The sequence below is a fragment of the Streptomyces sp. NPDC005866 genome (assembly GCF_040629895.1).
Lineage (GTDB): Bacteria > Actinomycetota > Actinomycetes > Streptomycetales > Streptomycetaceae > Streptomyces.
The window spans coordinates 1-22,730 of sequence record NZ_JBEXWP010000039.1; the positions used below are offsets into that span (position 1 = coordinate 1).

Sequence of the window (22,730 nt, forward strand, 5' to 3'; positions counted from 1 at the left end):
GGGAAGAACTCGTACCAGGAGCCGAAAAGGGCCCGCTCGCGCTCGACCAGCAGCGGCAGCGGCTCGGACGCGGTGACCAGCTCCCGCAGCGGATGCCGGGCCAGGACCTTGTCGACCTCCGGCGTGAGGGCGGCGGCCAGGCGCCAGGGGGCGGGCCGTTCCTCGTCGCGCAGGGCGGCCGCGGCGGCCAGCAGGATCTCCCGCTTCCTGGACTTCGGGACGCCGGCGGCGGCCCGTTCGTAGAGCCGTGCGCCCTCCTCCAGGACCAGATCGGTGTCGATGCCCGCCGGGATCTTGATCTGGGCGTGGTGGCGCCAGGTGGTGACCGGATCTCCCCAGGCCTCGACCTGATAGGTCCAACGCCCCGGTTTTCCCTCGACGGTGACCGTGGCGCCCCACCGGTCGGTGCCGGGGGCGAGCTCCCGCATCGGGGTCCAGGGACCCGGGCGGCCCTTCGCGTCCTTGAGTACGACATTGGCGGCGACGGCGTCATGGCCCTCGCGGAAGACGGTGGCGGAGACCTCGAACGACTCCCCGGTCACCGCTTTTGCGGGCCGGCGCCCCTGCTGGACCAGCGGACGGACGTCGAGGACGGGTATGCGGCCGACGGCGGTGGCCTCGTCCGCGGGGGGTGTGGCGCCGGGTGAGGTGCGCTGTGTCGGAGGTGCTGACGACTGGTGCGTGGCGGGCATGACCGCTCCTGTCCGCGGCGACGTGGGTGTGGGCGGATGGATGGTGGGGAGGGGAGTCCTGCGGGTTCACCTGAGGGTCTACCTGTGCCGGGTATCAGTGCTGTGTCTTCGGGGTGTACCGGAGGAGCCTTCCCACCCTATTCGGGTGGGCAATCCGGCACTTTGTTAACTTCTCAGCCGTACGTCTACGCACAAGACCGGCCCCGTTCCGCACGAACGGGGCCGGTGGCGTGTTCGCATAGGAGAAAACGCTTTACGGTTTCGGTACCCGGAGGAGTCTGTTCGGCGACCCGGGCCCCGTACCGGTCACCTTCCCGCTCGCCGCCTCCGCAATCAGGGCCTTGGCGATCCGGGCGGGGCCGGGCCTTCGGTTGGCGGGTTCTTCTGGGTGCGCTCAAGCCGTACGCGGCTGTCCTGGACGACGGAGGCGACCCGCGAGTCCGTGGCGAGCCGCCGGGCCTGGGCAGCGCTTGCCCGGACGGTGTAGCCGTTCAGCACGGTGTCGTAAGTATGGCTTATTTTCACCCCATAGCGGCTGGCGACGGGGTCTTTCGGACCGAACGGGGGTCTGGGAGCCGAGCCCCCGGCAATGGCCCCCTCGACACCGGTACCGTCTGAGGAACGCCGAGCCGCACACCGCCGTACGGCTCTCACCACGAACGCGTGGAGTGGAATGTGAAGGCGATCCGCCGGTTCACCGTCCGTCCCGTTCTCCCCGACCCCCTCCGTCCCCTCAGTGACCTGGCCCGTAATCTGCGCTGGTCCTGGCATGCCGAGACACGTGACCTCTTCCAGGCCGTCGACCCCGAGCGCTGGGCCGCCTCGGAGGGCGATCCGGTGCGGCTGCTCGGCAGTGTGCCGCCGGCGCGGCTCGCCGAGCTGGCCGGTGACCGCCGTTTCCTGCGCAGGCTGACGGCGGCCGCCGACGATCTCAACGACTATGTGACCGGTGACCGCTGGTACCAGACCCGGCCGCAGGCCGGCGAACTCCCGGCGGCCGTCGCCTACTTCTCGCCCGAGTTCGGCATCACGGCCGCCCTGCCCCAGTACTCGGGCGGCCTCGGCATCCTGGCCGGCGACCACCTCAAGTCGGCCAGCGACCTCGGCGTACCGCTGATCGGCGTCGGCCTCCTGTACCGGCACGGGTACTTCCGGCAGACCCTGTCCCGGGACGGCTGGCAGCAGGAGCACTATCCCGTCCTGGACCCGAACGAACTCCCGGTGGTGCCGCTGAAGGAAGCCGACGGCACCCCTGCGCATGTCTCCCTCGCCCTGCCCGGCGGCCGGCTGCTGCGCGCCCGGATCTGGCTGGCCCAGGTGGGCCGGGTGCCCCTGCTGATGCTGGACTCGGACGTGGAGGAGAACGACCTCGGCGAACGCGGGGTCACCGACCGGCTCTACGGCGGCGGCAGCGAACACCGGCTGCTCCAGGAGATGCTGCTCGGGATAGGGGGTGTGCGCGCCGTACGGACGTACTGCCGGCTGACCGGTCACCCCGAGCCGGAGGTCTTCCACACCAACGAGGGTCACGCGGGCTTCCTGGGCCTGGAGCGGATCGCCGAACTCTGCGCCCAGGGGCTGGACTTCGACTCCGCGCTGGAAGCGGTGCGCGCCGGTACCGTCTTCACCACCCACACCCCCGTCCCGGCGGGCATCGACCGCTTCGACCGTGAGCTGGTCGCCCACCACTTCGGTTCCGACGCCGAACTCCCCGGCATCGATGTCGAGCACATCCTGCGGCTCGGCATGGAGACCTACCCGGGCGGCGAGCCCAACCTCTTCAACATGGCCGTGATGGGGCTGCGGCTCGCCCAGCGCGCCAACGGGGTCTCCTTGCTGCACGGCAATGTCAGCCGGGAGATGTTCTCCGGACTGTGGCCGGGATTCGACCCCGACGAGGTGCCGATCACCTCCGTGACCAACGGGGTGCACGCCCCGACCTGGGTGGCGCCGGAGGTGGTCAGGCTGGGGGCGAGGCAGCTCGGTGACCGCCGTAGCGAGGAGGCGCTGACCGTCGGTGGCACCGAGCGCTGGGACACGGTCGCCGATGTCACCGACCAGGAGATCTGGGACCTGCGCCGGAATCTGCGGGAGCAGATGGTCCTTGAGGTGCGGGAGCGGCTGCGCGCGTCCTGGCGGCAACGGGGTGCGGGGACGGCTGAGCTGGGCTGGATCGACAGCGCCCTCGACCCGGACGTGCTGACCATCGGATTCGCCCGCCGCGTCCCGTCGTACAAGCGGCTCACGCTCATGCTGCGCGACCGCGACCGTCTGATGGATCTCCTGCTGCACTCCGAGCGGCCGATCCAGGTCGTGGTGGCCGGAAAGGCGCACCCGGCGGACGACGGAGGCAAGCGGCTGGTCCAGGAGCTGGTCCGGTTCGCCGACGACCCGCGTGTCCGGCACCGGATCGTCTTCCTGCCCGACTACGGCATGGCGATGGCGCAGAAGCTGCTGCCCGGCTGCGACATCTGGCTGAACAACCCGCTGCGCCCGTTGGAGGCGTGCGGGACCAGCGGGATGAAGGCGGCGCTGAACGGCGGCCTCAACCTCTCCGTCCTGGACGGCTGGTGGGACGAGTGGTTCCAGCCGGACTTCGGCTGGGCGATCCCGACGGCGGACGGCGCCGGCACGGATCCCGAGCGCCGGGACGACATCGAGGCGGCCGCCCTCTACGACCTCCTCGAACAACGGGTCACCCCCCGCTTCTACGAGCGCGGCCAGACCGGGTTCCCGGACCGCTGGATCGAGATGGTCCGCCAGACGCTGACCCTGCTGGGCCCGAAGGTACTGGCGGGCCGCATGGTCCGTGAGTACGTGGAGCGTCTGTACACCCCGGCGGCCCACGCACACCGGTCCATGACCTCCGGCACGGCCCGCGAACTGTCCGCCTGGAAGGGCAGGGTGCGGGCCGCCTGGCACGGGGTGTCGGTCGACCATGTGGCGACCACCGCGGCCACGGCCACCGCCGAGCTGGGCGCCACCCTCGCCCTGCGGGTCCGCGTCCGCCTGGGCGACCTCGCCCCCGACGACGTGGAGGTCCAGGCGGTCTCCGGCCGGGTCGATTCCGAGGACCGCATCACGGACGCGACGACGGTGCCGCTGAAGCCGACCGGAGGCCCGGACCTGGAGGGCCACTGGACCTACGAGGGCCCCCTCTCCCTGGACCGCACCGGGCCCTACGGCTACACGGTCCGCATCCTTCCGTCCCACCGCCTGCTGGCGTCCGGCGCGGAGCTGGGCCTGGTGACGGCTCCTTCGGAGGGCGCGGTGGACGGGGCGGGGTTGCTGATGCGGTAGCCGTCGGGGCGTCGGGGCGGGGCGGTCGCACGGCTGCCCCGCCCCGTTTGGGGCAGTGACGTAGCCGCTCAGCCCTGGTCGTCGTACGGCGCGCACAGCCTCCGTAGCACCGCCCCGCAGCGGCGGGCGTACGCGTTCTGCAACCCCCGGCTCGCCGCCCCGCCCGCGCGGGTGTACCACTTGACGGCCTTGCTGAAGGCCGCGACCGTCAGCCAGACCGTGCCGTCGCCGGTGCGGGTGACCACGAAGGCCTCCTCGCCGCACTCCGGGTGGCCGGGGAGGGTGCCGTAGGCCCAGCCCACCCGGCGGGACTCCTCCGCCGTCCAGACGATCCGGCATGGGGCCTTGATGAGGCCCCCGAGCGTGATGGTGACGTCCACGCCGGGGGCCGCGCGGTCGGCGGAGGCCTCGATGCCCACGCCCAGGGCGCGGTGGAGTTCCCAGGTGAGGACCGCCTCGGCGGCATGGCGGAAGACCTCGTCGCCCTCGCCTATACGCGTGCGCACATGGAGGGGGTGGAAGCCGGGCGGGCAGGCGGCGAGGTCCTCGCGGGTCGCGCCGACCGCCTCGTACGTGAAGGACATGGGAGAGAGCGTAGGGCGACCCCCGAGGATGCCTTCGTCCCGGGGGTCGCCCTTGATGACCGACGGATCAGCCGGTGACGTTGACCGCCGTCCAGGCCGCCGCCACCGCGTTGTACTCGGTGCTGCCGGAGCCGTACAGGGCGGCCGCCGCCGAGAGCGTGCCGGTGCGGGCCGACCTGTAGTTGGTGGTCGACGTGAAGTACGTGGTCAGCGCCTTGTACCAGATCTGCAGCGCCTTGTCCCGGCCGATGCCGGTGACCGTGGAGCCGTTGTATGTGGGCGAGTTGTACGAGACCCCGTTGACGGTCTTGCTGCCGCTGCCCTCGCTCAGCAGGTAGAAGAAGTGGTTCGCGACGCCCGACGAGTAGTGCACGTCGAGGTTGCCGACCGTCGAGGACCAGTAGTTGGCGGAGCCGCCGTCCTTGCTGGGCTGGTCCATGTAGCGCAGCGGGGAGCCGTCGCCGTTGATGTTGATCTTCTCGCCGATGAGGTAGTCGCCGACGTCGTTGCTGTTGGCGGCGTAGAACTCGACGCCGGTGCCCATGATGTCGGAGGTCGCCTCGTTGAGGCCGCCGGACTCACCGCTGTAGTTGAGGCCCGCGGTGTTGGATGTGACACCGTGGCTCATCTCGTGGCCGGCCACGTCCAGCGAGGTCAGCGGGTGGGTGTTGCCGGTGCCGTCGCCGTAGGTCATGCAGAAGCAGCTGTCGTCCCAGAACGCGTTGACGTACGCGTTGCCGTAGTGCACCCGGGAGTAGGCCGCGACGCCGTTGTTCTTGATGCCGCTGCGGCCGAAGACGTTCTTGTAGAAGTCCCAGGTCTTCTGGGCGCCGTAGGCGGCGTCGACGGCCGCCGTCTGGTCGGTGGTCGACGAGGACGCCGCTCCGGTGCCCCACGTGTCGTCCGCGTCGGTGAACAGCGTGCCCGTCGAGGAGCTGGTGGTGTGCGACTTGTTGTACGTCTTGTGGCCGCCGCGCGTGGTGTCGTACAGCTGGTACGTCGAGCCCGAGAGGGTCGTGTTCAGGCTGACGGTGCCGGAGTACAGGCTCTTGCCGGTGCCGGTCTCGATGCCCTGGTACTCGAAGAGCTTCTTGCCGGTGGCCGCGTCGGTGATGACGTGCAGCTGGTTCGGGGTGCCGTCGTCCTGGAAGCCGCCGACGACCGTCTCGTAGGCGAGGACGGGCTTGCCGGAGCCGGCCCAGACGACCTTGCGGGCACCGTCGGCCGCGGACTTGGTGGAGCCCAGCGTCCTGGCGGCGGTCAGCGCCTGCTTCTCGGCCTTGGCGGTGGTGATCTGCGGCTTGAGGGAGGCCACCTTGATGACCGTCTTCGTCGCCTTGGTGACAGCCTCGGTCCTGCCGGACTTGGCCGTGTGCACGACCAGGTCGCCGCCGAGCACCGGCAGGCCCGCGTAGGTGCGCTCGTAGCGCGTGTGGACCGTGCCGTCGACGTCCTTCACGACGTCCTTGACGACCAGCTTCTCCTTGGCGCCGAGGCCTATCTGCTGGGCGGTCTCGGCGACGTCCGCCTGCGCCTTCTGGATGAGGGCGGTGCGAACGGAGTTGGACAGCAGGGTCGGGGCGCCGGCCAACGGCTGCTTGCCGGCGGCGGAGGCGTTGGCGGTCAGACCCGTGGTGAGCAGGGCGCCGGCGGCGACAGCGGTGGCGATGGCCAGAGTGGTGCGCTGGTGACGCGCGTAGAGGGGGCTCACTCAAGCTCCTTCAGGATGTGGGGAGTCCGGGACGGTGTGGGGTTACCGAACCCGGCTGTGGGGTTGTGAAGTTGTTGTGCTGTGCTGTGCGACGGGTGAGGGAAGAGTGACATCAAGGTCGCGTACATGTCAGGACCTTGAAGTGATGTTGGCCGAAAAGCAGGTGTTGGGTGAACATTGCGGGCAGGTGAAACGGGCGCCGTCCGGGGGGAGTCGAACCCCCCGGACGGCGCCCGCGGCTCACGCCCGTGTCCTGCGGTTTACGGGAAGGTCAGCTTCCAGCTGTTGATCTTGCCTGTGTCCTGGGCGGCCTGGTCCTGCACCTTCAGCGTCCAGGTCCCGTTGGCCGGTTCCGACGAGGCGTTCACCGTGTAGGTGTCCGTCACGTTGTCCGCGGAGTCGGACGAGCTGAAGCTCTTCAGGCGGTACGAGGTCCCGGACGGACCGACGAGGTCGATCACCAGGTCACCGCGCCAGGTGTGGCTGATATTCGGCGTCACCTGGAGGTTGCTCGGCGCGTTTCCGGTCCTGCCCGAGACCGTGATCGACGAGGTGACCGCGGGTCCGTTGTCCGGAATCGACACCGCTGTGGTGCTCTCGTACGAGGTGCCCGTACCGCCGCCACCGCCCGAGCGGGCGCCGACCGCGATGGCCGCCCAGGCGTCCTGCACCGCCTTGTACTCGGTGCCCGTCGTGCCGTACAGCTCACCCGCCGCCGCGAGGGTGCCGGTGCGGGCGGCGGCGTAGTTGGTCGTCGAGGTGAACTTGGTGGTGAGCGCGCGGTACCAGATCTGCAGGGCCTTGTCCCGGCCGATGCCGGTGACCGGAAGGCCGTCCGCCGTGGGCGAGTTGTAGCTGACGCCGTTGATGACCTTGGCGCCGCTGCCCTCGCTCAGCAGGTAGAACCAGTGGTTCGCGGGGCCGGACGAGTAGTGCACGTCGAGGCCGCCGAGCCCCGAGTACCAGCTGTCCTTGGAGGCGCCGTCCTTGCTCGGCTTGTCCATGTAGCGCAGCGGGGTGCCGTTGCCGTTGATGTCGATCTTCTCGCCGATGAGGTAGTCGCCGACGTCGGAGGAGTTGGCGGCGTAGAACTCCACTCCGGTGCCCATGATGTCCGACGTGGCCTCGTTCAGGCCGCCCGATTCACCGCTGTAGTTGAGGCCCGCGGTGTTCGAGGTGACACCGTGGCTCATCTCGTGGCCGGCCACGTCCAGCGAGGTCAGCGGGTCCGCGTTGCCGGTGCCGTCGCCGTAGGTCATGCAGAAGCAGCCGTCGTCCCAGAACGCGTTGACGTACGCGTTGCCGTAGTGGACCCGGGAGTAGGCGGCGACGCCGTTGTTCTTGATGCCGCTGCGGCCGAACGAGTTCTTGTAGAAGTCCCAGGTCTGGGCGGCGCCGTAGTGCGCGTCGGCGCCGGCGGTGGCCGCGTTCGACGTGGTGCCGTTGCCCCAGGTGTTGCTCGACTGCGAGAACAGCGTGCCGGTGCCCGACGTGCCGTGGTTCAGGTTGTACGTCTTGTGGTTGCCGCGGTCCCCATCGGTCAGGTTGTACGTCGAGCCCGACTGGGTCGTCGTCAGCGAGACCGATCCGCTGTACTGGGTGTTGCCGGTGCCGGCGGCGTTCTCGATGCCCTGGTACTCGAAGAGCTTCTTGCCGGTGGCCGCGTCGGTGATGACGTGCAGCTGGTTCGGGGTGCCGTCGTCCTGGAAGCCGCCGACGACCGTCTCGTAGGCGAGGACGGGCTTGCCGGAACCGGCCCAGATCACCTTGCGGGCGCCGTCCGCGGCCGGCTTGGTGGAACCGAGGGCCTTGGCGCGGGAGACGGCCTGCTTCTCGGCGCTCGCCGCGCTCACGGCCGCGGTGAGGCCGGCGACCTTGATGCCGGCGTTGTTCGCCTTGACGACGCGCTCGGTGGCGCCCGACTTGGCGGTGTCGACGATCAGGTCGCCGCCGAGGACCGGCAGGCCCGCGTAGGTGCGCTCGTAGCGCGTGTGCAGCGTGCCGTCGGTGTCCTTGACGACGTCCTTGACGACCAGCTTCTCCTGAGTGCCGAGGCCTATCGCCTTGGCGGTGGCGGCCTTCTCGGCACTCGCGTCACGCAGCAGCTCCGCGCGCTGCGAGGGCGAGAGCTTGACGGCGGCGTGAGCGGGGTTGATCTCGCCGGCCTGCGGCGCGGCCGGCGTGGCGCTGGCGGCGCCCGACTGGACGGCCGCGGCGATCAGGGCGGTGACGCCGGCGAGGGCCACTACTGCGGTGCGGCGGGGGGTGCGTCTGCGAGAGGAACTGCTTCTCAACACTGACTCCTTCTGCGTGGCCGCGGGTCACACGGCCAGGGGAGATCCGGACGGCGGTTGGGCCGTCCGGGCAGAACATGCGGAACAGGCGGAACGCGGAACCACGTGCGGGTGCAGTGCCGGACCCGGCAGCGACGCGGTGACTCTGTGGGGTTGCTGTGAGTCGGCCGTGGGAAGAGTGGCACCAGAAAACGCGATCTGTCAGGACCGCGTCAGAAATTTGGCCGGAAATGGTTCGTTGACCGGATGTTCAAGTCCGGTATGCGGACCGTTTGTTCTGGCCGGGGGATCTCAGCGCGTCTTGTCGCCGTGCCAGGTCGCCCACAGCGCCGCGTACGCCCCGCCCGCCGCCACCAGCTCTTCGTGGGTGCCGAGTTCGGTGACCAGGCCGTCCTCCATCACGGCCACCCGGTCGGCGTCGTGCGCGGTGTGCAGCCGGTGGGCGATGGCGATGACCGTACGGCCCTCCAGCACCGCTGCCAGGGCACGCTCGGCGTGCCGGGCGGTCGCCGGGTCCAGCAGTGCCGTCGCCTCGTCCAGGATCAGCGTGTGCGGGTCCGCCAGCACCACGCGGGCGAGCGCGAGTTGCTGGGCCTGGGAGCCGTCCGTGGCACAACCGCCCGTACCGAGCGGGGTGTCGAGGCCGCCGGGGAGGCCGCGGACCCAGCCGTCGGCGCCGACAGCCGTCAGCGCCGTCCACAGGTCGGCGTCGCTCGCGGCCGGTTCGGCGATCAGCAGGTTGGCCCGGACCGTACCGAGGAAGACATGGTGTTCCTGGGTGACGAGGACGACCTGGCGTCGCAGCCGCTCCGGCTCCAGACCGGCGATCGGCACCCCGCCCACGGTCACCGTGCCCGACCCGGGCGCGTCGACACCCGCCAGCAGCCGGCTCAGTGTCGTCTTCCCGGCGCCGGACGGCCCGACCACCGCGAGCCGCTCCCCGGGCCGCACCGTGAGATCCACCCCGCGCAGCACCTCGCCGCCGCGCTCATAGGCGTACCGCACCTCGCGCACATCGATCCGGTCGTCCGCCGGAGCCGGCGACCCGCCGTCCGCCTCCGCCCGCGGGGCCTGCGCCAGCCCCTCCACCCGGGCGAACGAGGCACTGCTCGACTGGAGTTGTTCCACCCGCATAAGGATCTGGTCCAGCGGTTCCGTGAACTGCTTCAGATACAGCGCCGCCGACACCACCACGCCGACACCGACATGCAGCAGCCCGCCGATCAGCAGCACCCCGGCCACCGGCACGGAGTACGACACCTCGACCGCCGGGAAGAACACGGTCCGCAGGTACAGCGTGTGGAAACGGGCCTTCCGGTTGGCCTCCAGCGCGTCCCGGTTGGCCGCGATCCGCTGCTCCTGGAGCCGGAACGCCTCCACCGTGCGCGCGCCCGCCACCGTCGCCGTGACGATCTCCGCAACCCCGGAGGTCGACGCGCCCTCCGAGAGATAGCCGTCCCGGGCCCGGCGCAGATACCAGCGCAGGGCGATCCAGATCGGGGTCAGCCCGAGCACCCCGAACACTCCGAGAGTCGGATCCAGTACGAAGACCGCGCTCATCACGAACAGCGCCTGCACCATGTTGACCAGCAGCTCGGGTCCGATGTCCCGCAGCGTGGTGCCGACGGCACTCACGTCGGAGGTGCCGCGCGCGGTCAGGTCCCCGGTACCGGCCCGCTCCACGACCGACGCGGGCAGCGCGAGCGCCCGGTCCACCAACTCCTCGCGCACCCGGGCCAGGGTCCGCTCGCCGAAGCGGTGGCCGAGATAGCGGGCGGAGCGGGCGAGCAGCAGCTGGGCGAGTGAGCAGAGCAGGATCCACAGGGCGAGGCGGTCCACGGCGCCGACGCCACGGCCGGCCCGCACCGCGTCCACGATCCGGCCCACCAGCCACGGGCCGACCAGCCCGGCGGCGGCGGCGAGCGCGTTCAGCAGCAGCGCGGCGGAGAAGGCCGCGCGGTCGGCCCGCACCAGGCGGAGCAGGGCCCGGCGTACGTCGGCCCGTCCTGCGACGGGGAGTTGGCTCGTGCTCGTCGTCACCGGACGACCTCCTCTTCCGCGTCCCGGGCCACCAGGGCGCGGTATCCGGGCTCGTCCTCCAGCAGGTCCTCGTGGGTGCCGGTCGCCGCGACCTTGCCGTCGACCAGGTAGATCACCTCGTCGGCGCGGGCCAGCAGCAGGGGGGAGGTGGTGGTGAGGAGGGTGGTGCGGCCGTCGCGTGCGGTGCGGAGGCGTTCCGCTACGAGGGACTCGGTGTGGGCGTCCAGGGCGGAGGTCGGTTCTACGGCGAGGAGGACCTCGGGGTCGGTGAGGAGGGCGCGGGCCAGGCGGATGCGTTGGCGTTGGCCGCCGGAGAGGTTGCGGGCCTGGGCGGAAAGTTCGGAGCCGAGGCCGTTCGGGAGGGCGTGGAGGATGTCGGTGGCTGCGGCTGCGTGGAGGGCTTGGGGGATGTGCGCATCAGGGGGTGCGTCTACGGGTTGAGCGGCGGCTGCGGGTGCGTGGGGGCTGGTCGCGCCCACGCGGCGGTAGCCGCACATTTGATACCGCCCCGCGCCCCTTAGGGCGTTGCGGAGCGTGTCGGCGAAGAAGTGGGCCTCGTTGTCGGCGACCAGGATGCGGGCCCGTACCTCCGGCAGCGGTACGGCGTCCAGTCGAGCCTCTCCCCAAGTCACGTTCGACGGGGTGTAGCGGCCCAACCGGTCGATCACCGTGGCTGTTTCCGTCGGGCTGGCGCCTACCAGGGCTTGCAGCCGGCCGGGGCGGACCCGTACGCCCGACTCAGGGTCGTGCAGTACGGCGGGGTCGGCGGGGGCCGGTTGGGTGCCCTCGTCCGGCTCCGGCTCCAGGCGCAGCAGTCGTACCACCCTGCGTGCGGCCACCACGCCCCGGCTGAGCTGGTAGCCCATGTCCAGGAAGAACGCCACCGGGCCCACCAGGACCGCGACATAGCCGTACACCGACACCAGCTGGCCCACCGTGATCTCCCCGCGGGCGGCCATCCGGGCGGCGATCCAGGTCACCACCGCCAGGTACACCGTGGGCAGGCCGACGCCCAGCGCCTGGACCCAGCTGGCGACCGAGCCCACCCGGTAGCCCTGGGCCCGCAGATGCTGTGAGTCCTTGCGGAAGGCGTCCGCGAACAGGCCCTTGCCGCCGAGGCCGTTGAGGACGCGGAGGCCGCCCGCGAGGTCACCGATGCGGGCCGTGAGGACGCTCTGGCGTTCCCGGTACTCGGTCTCCCTGCCCTGGAGCCGCCGGGCCAGCGGGCCCGCGAGCAGCGCCACCACCGGCACCCCGAGCAGGACCACGCCGGTCAGCAGGGGCGAGATCGTCACCAGGAGGCCGGCCACCACCGCGTACACGACGACCGCGCCCACCCCGGGGCCGACCACGGTCAGCGCCTGGGCGATGGTGTGCACATCACCGACACCGATCGTGACGACCTCGCCGGCCCCGGCCCGGCGCGGCAGTTGGGCACCGAGTCGTACCGCGTGGCCGACGACCACCTTGACCGTGCGGAAGTAGGCGTCCATGCGCACCCGGGTCATCGTGCGGTGACGCATGATGCTGATCCACGCGTTGACCGCCCCGAGCACGAAGATCGCCGCGGTCCACCCGGCCAGCACCGCCATGTGCCCCGGCACCAGCCCGTCGTCGACGGCCCGCGCCATCATGTACGGCGTCCCGGCCATCAGCGTCAGCCACACGCTGCCCAGCAGCGCCCCGGCCAGCGAGCGGCCCGGCTGGCGGTGCACCAGCCACCACAGGTAGTACCAGCCGCCGCGCGTGTCGGGCGTGCCCGGATCCTCGTACGCGTCGATCACCCTGCGCCCCCCCGTTCTCTCCGTTAGGGCCTGTTGCGAAAGTCCCGTCGTCCGCCCGGAGGGCGGGCCCCGCGGCGTCCGGTGCGTGCTCTGGGGGTCCCCCCGGCCGGAGGCTGGGGGAGTGCCGGGTGCAAGCCGTCGTACTGGACGTACTTGGGTTTGTGCCCGGTGCGGCGAGAGTGCGTGCCGGGCGTCGCGGGGCAGGCGGGACTTTCGCCACAGGCCCTAGGCCAGACTGTCCCGCCACGCCCGGTGCAGGTCCGCGAACCGGCCTGTGCCGGCGATGAGTTCGGCCGGGCGGCCGTCCTCGACGATCCGGCCGTGCTCCATCACCAGCACCCGGTCGGCGATCTCCACGGTGGACAGCCGGTGCGCGATCACCACCGCCGTACGGCCCTTCAGCACCGTCGACATGGCCCGCTGCACGGCCCGTTCACCGGGGATGTCCAGGGAACTGGTTGCTTCGTCGAGGATCAGCACCGCCGGGTCGGCGAGCAAGGCGCGTGCGAACGCGACCAGTTGGCGCTGTCCGGCCGAAATGCGCCCGCCGCGCTTGCGGACGTCCGTGTCGTAGCCGTCGGGCAGGGCGGTGATGAACTCGTGCGCGCCGATCGCCTTCGCCGCCTGCTCGATCTCCTCGCGGGTGGCGTCCGGCCGGCCGACGGCGATGTTCTCGGCGACCGTGCCGGAGAACAGGAACGCCTCCTGGGTGACCATCACCACCCCGCGCCGCAGTTCGGGCACGGTCAGTTCGCGCAGGTCCACGCCGTCCAGCAGGACCCGGCCGTCGGTCGGGTCGTAGAAGCGGGCGAGCAGTTTCGCCAGCGTCGACTTGCCGGCGCCGGTGGAGCCGACCACCGCGACCGTCTGGCCGGCCGGAAGGGCGAGGTCGAAGCGGGGCAGCACCTCACCGCCGGTGCGGTAGGCGAAGCGGACCCCGTCGAAGACGACCTCGCGGCCGGGCAGTTCGCTCTCCAGGGGAGGGAGTTCCCTGGGAACCGAGGGCTCCGGCACGGACGGCGTCTGGGCCAGCAGGCCCGCGATCTTCTCCAGCGAGGCGGCCGCCGACTGGTAGGAGTTGAGGAACATGCCGAGGCGGTCGATCGGGTCGTACAGCCGGCGCAGATAGAGGACGGCCGCGGCCAGGACGCCCAGCTCCAGCGACCCGGACGCCACCCGGGAGGCGCCCCACAGCACGATCACCGCGACCGAGGTGTTGGCGACCAGCCGGGAGCCGATGACATACCGCGCCATTTCGAGGAGCGCGTCGCCGTTGGTGCGTTCGTGGCGGCGGTTCAGTACGGCGAACTCGGCGTCGTTGGCGGCCTCCCGGCGGAACGCGCGCACCGGGCGGATGCCGTTCATCGTCTCCACGAACTTCACGATCACCGCCGCGATCGCCGTGGACCGCGCCTTGTACACCCGTACCGCCCGCCGCTGGTACACCCGCACCAGCAGATACAGAGGCACGAACGAGGCCACCGCCACCGCGCCGAGGCCCAGATCCAGCCAGAGCAGCATCGCCGAGATGTACAGGAAGGAGAGGATGACCGTGACCAGCTCCTGGAGGCCCTCGCTCAGCAGCTCGCGCAACGACTCGACGTCCGTGGTGGAGCGGGAGATGAGCCGGCCGGACGTATAGCGCTCGTGGAAGTCGATGCTCAGCGCCTGCGCGTGCCGGAAGATACGGCCGCGCAGGTCGAGCAGCACGTCCTGATTCACGCGCGCGGACGCCTCGATGAACGCGTACTGGAGTCCGCCGGAGAGCAGGGCGCTCAGACCGTAGCCGACCGCCACCGCGACCAGCGGGCCGTGGTCGTGGTGGCGGAACGCCGGTACGGCACGGTCGATGGCGTACGCCACCAGCAGCGGGCCCGCCTGCACGGCCGCCTGCTGGAGCAGCAGCAGGAGCGTGGTCACGGTGACCCGCGCCTTCATCGGCGCGAGCAGCGAGCGCAGCAGGGTGGCTGTGGCGCCGGGCGGGGTGGGCAGGACGTCCCGGTCGAAGGGGTCGCCGCCGGCGGGCTTGGGGCGCGAGAGTTCGTCGTCCTCGTCGGGGGCGGGCAGGGAGGTGGCGGCGGTCATCGGCGGTGATCCTCCCCGGACATCAGACGGGTGTACTCGGCGTTGGTGCGGAGCAGTTCCTGGTGGGTGCCGACGGCGGTGACACGGCCGTCGGAGAGCAGGGCGACGCGGTCGGCGAGCAGGACGGTGGAGGGGCGGTGGGCGACGATCAGGGCGGTGGTGTCGGCGAGTACGTCGCGCAGGGCTGCCTCCACGGCGGCCTCCGTGTGGACGTCCAGGGCGGAGAGCGGGTCGTCCAGCACGAGGAAGCGGGGCTGGCCGACGACCGCCCGCGCCAGCGCGAGGCGCTGGCGCTGGCCGCCGGAGAGGCTGAGGCCCTGCTCGCCGACCTGGGTCGCGGTGCCCTGGGGCAGGGCGTGTGCGAAGTCCGCCTGCGCGACGGCAAGGGCGCGCGCCACTTCCGGTTCGCCGGCGCCGTCTTCGGCTCCCATCAGGACGTTCTCGCCGACGGAGGCGGAGAAGAGGGTGGGCTCCTCGAAGGCCACGGCGACGAGGGCGCGGAGCTCCTCGCGGGGCATGGCGGTGATGTCCCGGCCGTCGAGGGTGATCCGTCCGGAGGTCGTCTCGTGCAGGCGGGGGATCAGGGCGGTGAGGGTGGTCTTCCCACTGCCGGTGGCACCGACCAGGGCCATGGACTCGCCGGGGCGGATGTGGAGGTCGATGTGGGTGAGGGTGGGGGGTGAGTCGGGGGAGGCGTCCGGGTAGCGGAAGGAGACCGAGTGGAAGCGGATGCCATCGTTGTCGGCCGACGTGGCGGCGGGGAGCCGTGGCGCATGGGCGGCACGGGTGGGCGACGGGGGTCCCCCCGCTCGAGCGAAGTCGAGAGTGGGAGAGGCACCCGGCAGGCGCCGGTAAGCGTCCCCGCCCTCCGGCAACGCGTCCCGCACCTCGAAGTACCGCTCTGTCGCTGTCGCCGCCTCCTGACTCATCGCCAGCAGGAAGCCGATCGACTCCACCGGCCAGCGCAGCGCCAGTGCCGTCGACAGGAACGCCACCAGCGTCCCCGCGCTCAGCTCGCCCTCCGCGACCTGGATCGACCCCCACAGCAGCGCCGCCCCGATGGCCACCTCCGGCAGGGTGACGATGACGCCCCAGATCGTCGCCAGCATCCGCGCCTTGCGCAGCTCCGTGCCCCGCAGGGTCCGCACCAGCTCGCGGAACGCGCGCGCCTGGCTGCGGTGCCGGCCGAACCCCTTGATGATGCGGATGCCGAGCACGCTCTCCTCGACCACCGTCGTCAGGTCGCCCACCTGGTCCTGGGCGAGCCGCGCCACCGCCGCGTACCGCTTCTCGAAGATCAGGCACGTCCACATCACGGGGATGGTGGGGACGAGGATGACCAGGCCCAGCGTCCAGTCCTGGAGCAGCATGATGATCACGCCGACGAGGATGGTCACCCCGTTGACCAGCAGGAAGGTCAGCGGAAAGGCCAGGAACATCCGGAGCAGCATCAGGTCGGTCGTGGCCCGGGAGAGCAGCTGACCGGAGGCCCAGCGGTCGTGGAAGGCGACCGGCAGACGCTGCAGATGGCCGTAGAGGTCAGCCCGCATCTCCGCCTCGACATGGGAGAGAGGTCTGGCCACCAGCCAGCGCCGCAGCCCGAACAGCAGCGCTTCCGCGATCCCGAGCAGCAGCAGGTACAGCGCACCGAGCCAGACCCCGCCGGGGTCGCGGTGGGCCACCGGGCCGTCCACCATCCACTTGAGAACGAGCGGGATGACGAGCCCCGTACAGGAGGCGATCACCGCCACGAACGCGGCGGTGGACAGCCGCACCCGCACCGGCCGTACGTACGGCCACAGGCGCAGCAGGGTACGGACGCCGGAGCGTTGCTTGGTGGTTGCACGTGTCGGAGGCATCAGGGGCGAGCCTACGGATCGGCACTGACAACGCCTACCGAGTTTCGGCCGGACCGGAATCCGTCGCTGGACCTAGGACCAGCGGGTTCGAGCGGTCGGTACAACTGGATACGCCCCATCAGCCGATCGGTTGATGCCCCTTCAGCGGGGCGGGCGATGTGACGGACCCGGCCCGGACGGGACCCTCGGAGCATGTCAGCCGGCCACCTTCAGCAGCAGCACCGCCCGGGCGGGCACCGTGATCGCCGTGCCGGCCGCGTGCACCACGCCCGGTGCCTCGCCCTGCTCCTCCCCTGAGGTGTCCACGAGCACCTCATAGCGTTCCGCCCACGGCGGGCCCGGCAGCAGGAACTCCGCCGGGCGGTCGCCGGCGTGCAGGACCATCAGGAAGCTGTCGTCCAGGACCGGCGCCCCGCGCTCATCGCGGCCGGGGATGTCCCGCCCGGAGAGATACATGCCGAGGGTGGCGGCCGGCGCGTACCAGTCGCCCTCGGTCATCTCCTCGCCGTGCGCCGTGAACCACGCCAGGTCACGCAGCCCGTCCACCGAATGGGCGCGGCCCGAGAAGAAGGCGCGGCGGCGCAGCACCGGATGGCGGTGGCGCAGCGCGATGAGCCGGGAGGTGAGGTCGAACAGCGGCCGCCAGCCCGGGTCGTCCAGCAACTTCCAGTCCAGCCAGCTGATCTCGTTGTCCTGGCAGTAGGCGTTGTTGTTGCCGCGCTGCGTGCGGCCCAGCTCGTCACCGGCGACCAGCATCGGAACGCCCGTCGACAGCAGCAGGGTCGTCAGGAGGTTCCTCAACTGCTGCCTGCGCAGCGCCCGTACGCCCTCGTCGTCCGTCTCGCCCTCCACCCCGCAGTTCCAGGACCGGTTGTCGCTCGAGCCGTCGCGGTTGTTCTCGCCGTTGGCCTCGTTGTGCTTCGCCTGGTACGACACCAGGTCGCGCAGTGTGTAACCGTCGTGCGCGGTGATGAAGTTGACGGATGCGTAGGGGCGGCGGCCGCCCCAGGCGTAGAGGTCACTTGAGCCGGAGAGGCGGTAGCCGAGGTCGCGGACGTCCGGGAGGGCACCGCGCCAGAAGTCCCGGACGGCGTCCCGGTAGCGGTCGTTCCACTCCGTCCACAGCGGTGGGAAGGCGCCCACCTGGTAGCCGCCGGAGCCCACGTCCCACGGTTCGGCGATCAGCTTCACCCGGCGCAGCACCGGATCCTGGGCGATGACCGCGAGGAAGGGGGAGAGCATGTCGACGTCGTGCATCGAGCGGGCCAGCGCGGCCGCGAGGTCGAAGCGGAAGCCGTCCACGCCCATCTCGGTCACCCAGTACCGCAGCGAGTCCGTGATCAGGCGCAGCACATGCGGCTGGACCACGTGCAGGGTGTTGCCGCAGCCGGTGTAGTCGGCGAAGCGCCGGGCGTCGTCCTGGAGCCGGTAGTAGCCCCGGTTGTCGATGCCCTTCAAGGACAGCGTCGGCCCCAGCTCCCCCGCCTCCGCCGTGTGGTTGTAGACCACGTCGAGGATGACCTCGATCCCGGCCGTGTGCAGCGCCCGCACCATCCGCTTGAACTCGCCGACCTGCTGTCCCGTCGTACCGGAGGCGGCATAGGCCGCGTGCGGGGCGAAGTAGCCGATCGAGTTGTAGCCCCAGTAGTTCTTGAGGCCGCGCTTCAACAGGTGGTCCTCGTGGGCGAACTGGTGGACGGGGAGGAGTTCCACGGCCGTCACGCCGAGGTTCACCAGGTGCTCGACGGCGGCCGGGTGGGCCAGACCCGCGTAGGTGCCGCGCAGTTCCTCCGGTATCCCGGGGTGCAGTCTGGTGAAGCCGCGCACATGCAGCTCGTAGATGACGGAGTCCGCCCACGGTGTCTTCGGGCGGTGGTCGTCGGACCAGTCGTCGTCATCGTGGACGACCACGCCCTTCGGGACGTACGGCGCCGAGTCCCGGTCGTCGCGGACGGTGTCGGCGACCTGCTGGTCCGGCCAGTCCCGCACATGCCCGTACACCTCGGGCGGCAGACCGAACTCGCCGTCCACCGCACGGGCGTACGGGTCGAGGAGCAGCTTCGCCGGATTCCAGCGGGCGCCCGTCCACGGGTCCCAGCGGCCGTCGACCCGGTAGCCGTACCGCTGCCCGGGCAGCACACCCGCGACGAACCCGTGCCAGATCTCGTGCGTCAGTTCGGTCAGCGGGATCCTGGTCTCCCGGCCGTGCTCGTCGAAGAGACAGAGCCGGACCGCCTCGGCCCCGGCCGCCCACAGGGCGAAGTTGGTGCCGGCCACCCCGTCCGGGCCGACCCGGAACCGGGCACCCAGCGGTGTCGACGACCCCGGCCATGCGGCCGGGACGGGGAGGGCCGTCCCGTTCACCGCGGGGGCCTCCGCCCTCGGGGCCCGCGCCCGTGCCCCCTGCTGCTCGGCTGCGCTCGTCACCTGTCGGCCCCTTTTTTGTTCCGCGGCTCGCCGACCTCCGGGGTGCACCCGACCCGCGTCCGGGCAGCCGGCCGTGCCCGGACTCCCGGTCCCGGGCACGGTCGGCGGCTCGCTACGGACGCGCCCGCGACGGCTCTCGCACGGGCGCGGCGGCTCCCCAGCTCGTCGTCCTTCCCTCTGTTCTGCCCAGTGCCGGCGTCGCACTCACGTTTCCCCGGGGCGGGCCCGGTCGTTGAGTCCCACGTGAGGCATCCACAACGGCGCGCACGGCGCGCGGGGGCCGCGTTGGCCGCGGTACTGACATGGGCGGGGCTGCTGGCGGGAGCCGTCGGCTGCTCCTCGGACGACACGGACGGGCTCGGCATCGACCACGTCCTAGGGGGCGCGCCCCCGGCCCCCGAGGACGTCATCCGCATCTCCCCGGACGACGGCTCCAAGGCCGTACGGCCCGGCGACCGGCTGATGGTACGGCTGCCCAGCGGCCGCCTGGAATCCGTCAGCGTCATCAAGTCCCAGGACGCCCAGGACTCCCCGGTCCCCGGCCACATCGCCGCGGACGGAATGACCTGGCGGCCGGACGACCCCAAACTCGCGCTCGCCGCCAAGTACACCGTCGACGTGGTCGCCCTCGACGGCCACGGCCGCCGCTCCGCCCGCCACACCACCTTCACCACACTGGTCCCCGACGAACGCTTCATCGGATACGTCACCCCCGAGAACCGCGCCACCGTCGGCACCGGAATGATCGTCTCCCTCGCTTTCAGCCGCGAGATCGAGAACCGCGCCGCCGTCGAGCGCGCCGTCCAGGTCACCGCCAGTCCCGCGGTCGAGATCCGCCCGCACTGGTTCGGCAAGAACCGTCTCGACTTCCGCCCCGAGCACTACTGGCAGCCCGGCACGGTCGTCACCGTCGGCCTCGAACTCCGCGACGTCGAAGGGGCCCGCGGGGTCTACGGCCTCCAGCACAAGACGTTCACCTTCACCGTCGGCCGCAGCCAGGTCTCCCTCGTCGACGCGTCCGAACACACGATGGAGGTCCGCCGCGACGGCGACCTGCTCGCCACCGTCCCGATCACCGCGGGCGCGCCCGCGCACACCACCTACAACGGGAAGATGGTGGTGATGGAGATGCACGAGGTGACCCGCATGAACAGCCGCACGGTCGGCTTCGGCGGCGAGTACGACATCCCCGACGTCCCGCACGCCCTCAAACTCACCGACTCCGGCACCTTCCTGCACGGCAACTACTGGGCGCCGGACGCCCCCGGGCGCGTCAATGTCAGCCACGGCTGCGTGGGCCTGCGCGATGTGAAGGGCGGCAGCGCGGACACGCCCGCGGGCTGGTTCTACGACCGCACCCTGATCGGAGACGTGGTCGAAGTCGTGCACAGCAACGACAAAACGGTCGCTCCCGACAACGGCCTCGGAGGGTGGAACATGGGGTGGAAGGACTGGAAGGCGGGCGGCGCGGTCAAGTAACCGGTGGGGAGCGGTTCGGCGAGGGGCGGGGGCGCGCCCGTGCGAGGCGACAGAAGTTGCGACGCAACGGTGACATTCGCCCAACACCAAGCTCAAAACCGTCCGGTTACTATGCGCCAATGCGCGTGCGGGACGCGCCGGGGTGGGCCTGACCAGGCCCTGGGAGGGGAGAACGACTTTGAACGTACGGCCGATATCGGGGGCGGCGGTTCGGGCTCGGGGGAAGGGCCTGGCCGTCGCGGCCGGTGTTCTGCTCATGGCCGTCACCGCGTGCGGTGGCGGCTCCACCGACAAGGGGAGCGGGGACGGCAAGCAGAAGGACTCCACGGCACAGGCGAGCAAGCAGTCCGTCGCCACCGTGAGCATCAGCCCCAAGTCCGGGGCGACCGGTGTGGACACCAAGGGAACGCTCAGGGTCAGCGCTGCCAAGGGCAAGCTGACCGAGGTGGAGGTCAAGGACTCCAAGGGCAACGCGGTCGACGGCGTGATCGCGGCCGGCGGCGCCAGCTGGACGCCGTCGGGTCACCTCGCCAACTCCACGAAGTACACGGTGCACGCGGTCGCGAAGGACGCCGAGGGGCGTGAGTCCGCCGAGGACTCCGCGTTCACCACCCTCACCCCGAAGAACACGTTCACCGGCTACTTCACGCCGGAGGACGGCTCCAGGGTCGGCGTCGGCATGCCGTTCTCCATACGGTTCACCCGGGGCATCACCGACCCGGCCGCCGTCGAGAAGGCGATCACCGTCAAGACCGAGCCGGCGGTCGACGTCGAGGGTCACTGGTTCGGCAACGACCGCCTCGACTTCCGCCCCGAGAAGTACTGGAAGTCCGGCACGAAGGTCTCCGTCACCCTCAACCTCAACGGCGTCGAGGGCCGTGACGGGGTGTACGGACAGCAGGCCAAGACCGTGAAGTTCACGATCGGCCGCAACCAGGTGTCCGTCGTCGACGCCAGGAAGCACACGATGAAGGTCATGCAGGACGGCAAGGTTGTGAAGACCCTCGCCGTCACGACCGGCAAGCCCGGCTACGACACGTGGAACGGCCAGATGGTCATCAGCGAGAAGCTGCGGGTGACCCGGATGAACGGCGAGACGGTCGGCTACGGCGGCGAGTACGACATCAAGGACGTGCCGGACGCGATGCGCCTGACGACGTCCGGCACGTTCATCCACGGCAACTACTGGGGCGGGGGCGCCTTCGGCAACTACAACGCCAGCCATGGGTGCGTGGGACTCCGGGACATCCGGGGCGGGGGTGACCGGGGAACGCCGGCCGCCTGGTTCTACGACCACTCGGTCGTCGGGGACGTGGTGACCGTGAAGAACTCGAACGACGAGACGGTCGCTCCGGACAACGGCTTGAACGGATGGAACATGTCCTGGAAGGAATGGACCAAGTAGTCGTTCGGGCTGCCGCCGCGTCGGAACCGGCCCCCTGGGCTGCGCGGATGAACCAGCGTTAACCTGCTGGGCATGACTGTGACCCTCGAAGTCGCCGAAGGTGTCGGGACCCTCCGCCTCGACCGGCCCCCGATGAACGCCCTTGACGTCGGCACCCAGGACCGGCTCAAGGAACTGGCGGAAGAGGCCACCCGCCGCGAGGATGTCCGAGCCGTCGTCATCTACGGCGGCGAGAAGGTCTTCGCGGCCGGTGCCGACATCAAGGAAATGCAGAACATGGACCACACCGCCATGATTCTGCGCGCCCGTGACCTCCAGGACTCCTTCACCGCCGTCGCCCGGATTCCCAAGCCGGTCGTCGCCGCCGTCACCGGGTACGCCCTCGGCGGTGGTTGCGAGCTCGCCCTCTGCGCCGACTACCGGATCGCCGCCGACAACGCCAAGCTCGGTCAGCCGGAGATCCTGCTCGGGCTCATCCCGGGGGCCGGCGGCACCCAGCGGCTGCCCCGTCTGGTCGGGCCCTCCAAGGCCAAGGACCTGATCTTCACGGGCCGTATGGTCAAGGCGGACGAAGCCCTCGCCATCGGCCTCGTCGACCGGGTCGTACCCGCCGCCGACGTCTACACCGAGGCGCACGCCTGGGCGGCCAGGCTCGCCCAGGGGCCGGCGATCGCTCTCCGTGCCGCCAAGGAGGCGATCGACACCGGCGTCGAGACCGACCTGGAGACGGGGCTCGCCGTCGAACGGAACTGGTTCGCCGGGCTGTTCGCGACCGAGGACCGTGAGCGGGGGATGCGCAGCTTCGTGGAGGAGGGGCCGGGCAAGGCGAAGTTCCTGTGATCTTCGCCTAGTTGTGAAAGCCGCGAACCGCTTGCAATTGACGTGATGTCTGATTCCTGGGTCCCTCGATGGGGCGGTTTATGGGAGCCTTAGGGCAACCTTAGGTCTGCCTTGTCGAGGGGGTCTGTCGCTTGCCCGGAGATGAGCCGTCATCGCAGGTCGGACGGCCTGTCAGAACCCCCGAAATGCCGACGGCATATGCCAGTCGGCCAGCACGGGGTGGCAGTTTC

The 22,730-nt window shown here is 70.7% G+C and carries 13 protein-coding genes and 1 pseudogene; 4 read left to right on the forward strand and 10 right to left on the reverse strand.

All coding sequences use genetic code 11. The features are described 5' to 3' along the window. Both ABZ396_RS37650 and ABZ396_RS37655 read right to left on the reverse strand, forming a co-directional pair. Nucleotides 1-692 (reverse strand): maltotransferase domain-containing protein (locus tag ABZ396_RS37650; protein WP_359186865.1); only part of this gene is annotated, 692 nt, incomplete at its 3' end. 363 nt (nucleotides 693-1,055) lie between these two features. Next, nucleotides 1,056-1,235: pseudogene (locus tag ABZ396_RS37655) on the reverse strand (protease inhibitor I9 family protein); the annotation flags it as partial. Between the two features lie 132 nt (nucleotides 1,236-1,367). On the opposite strand from ABZ396_RS37655, the gene ABZ396_RS37660 reads away from it, so the two are divergent. Continuing rightward, nucleotides 1,368-3,992, forward strand: a complete 2,625-nt coding sequence (locus tag ABZ396_RS37660) for a glycosyltransferase family 1 protein (RefSeq protein ID WP_358926715.1) — start codon at nucleotides 1,368-1,370, stop codon at nucleotides 3,990-3,992. Between the two features lie 68 nt (nucleotides 3,993-4,060). Here ABZ396_RS37660 and ABZ396_RS37665 read toward each other — a convergent pair whose 3' ends face one another. The 8 genes from ABZ396_RS37665 to glgX all read right to left on the reverse strand — a co-directional run bounded on the left by ABZ396_RS37665 (nucleotide 4,061) and on the right by glgX (nucleotide 18,713). Then, on the reverse strand, nucleotides 4,061-4,576 hold the full coding sequence (locus tag ABZ396_RS37665; RefSeq protein WP_358926705.1) for a DUF1990 domain-containing protein: 516 nt from the start codon (nucleotides 4,574-4,576) through the stop codon (nucleotides 4,061-4,063). A gap of 67 nt (nucleotides 4,577-4,643) precedes the next feature. Continuing rightward, complete coding sequence (locus tag ABZ396_RS37670) at nucleotides 4,644-6,287, reverse strand: M4 family metallopeptidase (RefSeq protein ID WP_358926706.1); 1,644 nt, start codon at nucleotides 6,285-6,287, stop codon at nucleotides 4,644-4,646. Nucleotides 6,288-6,547: 260 nt separating this feature from the next. Beyond that, a complete protein-coding gene (locus ABZ396_RS37675; RefSeq protein WP_358926707.1) occupies nucleotides 6,548-8,581 on the reverse strand; it encodes a M4 family metallopeptidase in 2,034 nt (677 codons plus the stop codon). Nucleotides 8,582-8,872: 291 nt separating this feature from the next. Next, on the reverse strand, nucleotides 8,873-10,621 hold the full coding sequence (locus tag ABZ396_RS37680; protein ID WP_358926708.1) for an ABC transporter ATP-binding protein: 1,749 nt from the start codon (nucleotides 10,619-10,621) through the stop codon (nucleotides 8,873-8,875). After that, entirely contained in the window at nucleotides 10,618-12,405 is a 1,788-nt protein-coding gene (locus ABZ396_RS37685) for an ABC transporter ATP-binding protein (protein WP_358926709.1), read from the reverse strand. Before ABZ396_RS37685 ends, ABZ396_RS37680 begins: the two co-directional genes overlap by 4 nt. A 225-nt stretch (nucleotides 12,406-12,630) precedes the next feature. After that, a complete protein-coding gene (locus tag ABZ396_RS37690) occupies nucleotides 12,631-14,490 on the reverse strand; it encodes an ABC transporter ATP-binding protein (RefSeq protein ID WP_358924431.1) in 1,860 nt (619 codons plus the stop codon). After that, nucleotides 14,487-16,349: an ABC transporter ATP-binding protein gene (locus ABZ396_RS37695; RefSeq protein ID WP_358924432.1), complete on the reverse strand. Its 1,863-nt coding sequence runs from the start codon at nucleotides 16,347-16,349 to the stop codon at nucleotides 14,487-14,489. The genes ABZ396_RS37690 and ABZ396_RS37695 overlap by 4 nt, the downstream gene beginning before the upstream one ends. Nucleotides 16,350-16,544: 195 nt before the next feature. Beyond that, nucleotides 16,545-18,713 (reverse strand): glycogen debranching protein GlgX, encoded by a 2,169-nt coding sequence (gene glgX, locus ABZ396_RS37700; RefSeq protein ID WP_358924500.1) that lies wholly within the window; start codon nucleotides 18,711-18,713, stop codon nucleotides 16,545-16,547. A 306-nt stretch (nucleotides 18,714-19,019) separates the two neighbouring features. Here glgX and ABZ396_RS37705 point away from each other — a divergent pair, with 306 nt between their 5' ends. From ABZ396_RS37705 to ABZ396_RS37715, 3 genes are all read left to right on the forward strand, one after another. Further along, complete coding sequence (locus tag ABZ396_RS37705; RefSeq protein ID WP_358924434.1) at nucleotides 19,020-20,255, forward strand: Ig-like domain-containing protein; 1,236 nt, start codon at nucleotides 19,020-19,022, stop codon at nucleotides 20,253-20,255. A gap of 178 nt (nucleotides 20,256-20,433) precedes the next feature. Beyond that, nucleotides 20,434-21,660, forward strand: coding sequence for an Ig-like domain-containing protein (locus tag ABZ396_RS37710; protein ID WP_358924436.1), 1,227 nt, complete (start codon nucleotides 20,434-20,436; stop codon nucleotides 21,658-21,660). 72 nt (nucleotides 21,661-21,732) lie between these two features. Continuing rightward, on the forward strand, nucleotides 21,733-22,500 hold the full coding sequence (locus ABZ396_RS37715) for an enoyl-CoA hydratase-related protein (protein ID WP_358924437.1): 768 nt from the start codon (nucleotides 21,733-21,735) through the stop codon (nucleotides 22,498-22,500). Nucleotides 22,501-22,730: the final 230 nt, after the last annotated feature.

Excerpts from the sequence above, each read along its gene's own strand:
- ABZ396_RS37690 (WP_358924431.1), bottom strand. The coding sequence starts at position 14,490 with ATGACCGCCGCCACCTCCCTGCCCGCCCCCGACGAGGACGACGAACTC.
- ABZ396_RS37695 (WP_358924432.1), bottom strand. The coding sequence starts at position 16,349 with ATGCCTCCGACACGTGCAACCACCAAGCAACGCTCCGGCGTCCGTACC.
- ABZ396_RS37665 (WP_358926705.1), bottom strand. The coding sequence starts at position 4,576 with ATGTCCTTCACGTACGAGGCGGTCGGCGCGACCCGCGAGGACCTCGCC.
- ABZ396_RS37715 (WP_358924437.1), top strand. The coding sequence starts at position 21,733 with ATGACTGTGACCCTCGAAGTCGCCGAAGGTGTCGGGACCCTCCGCCTC.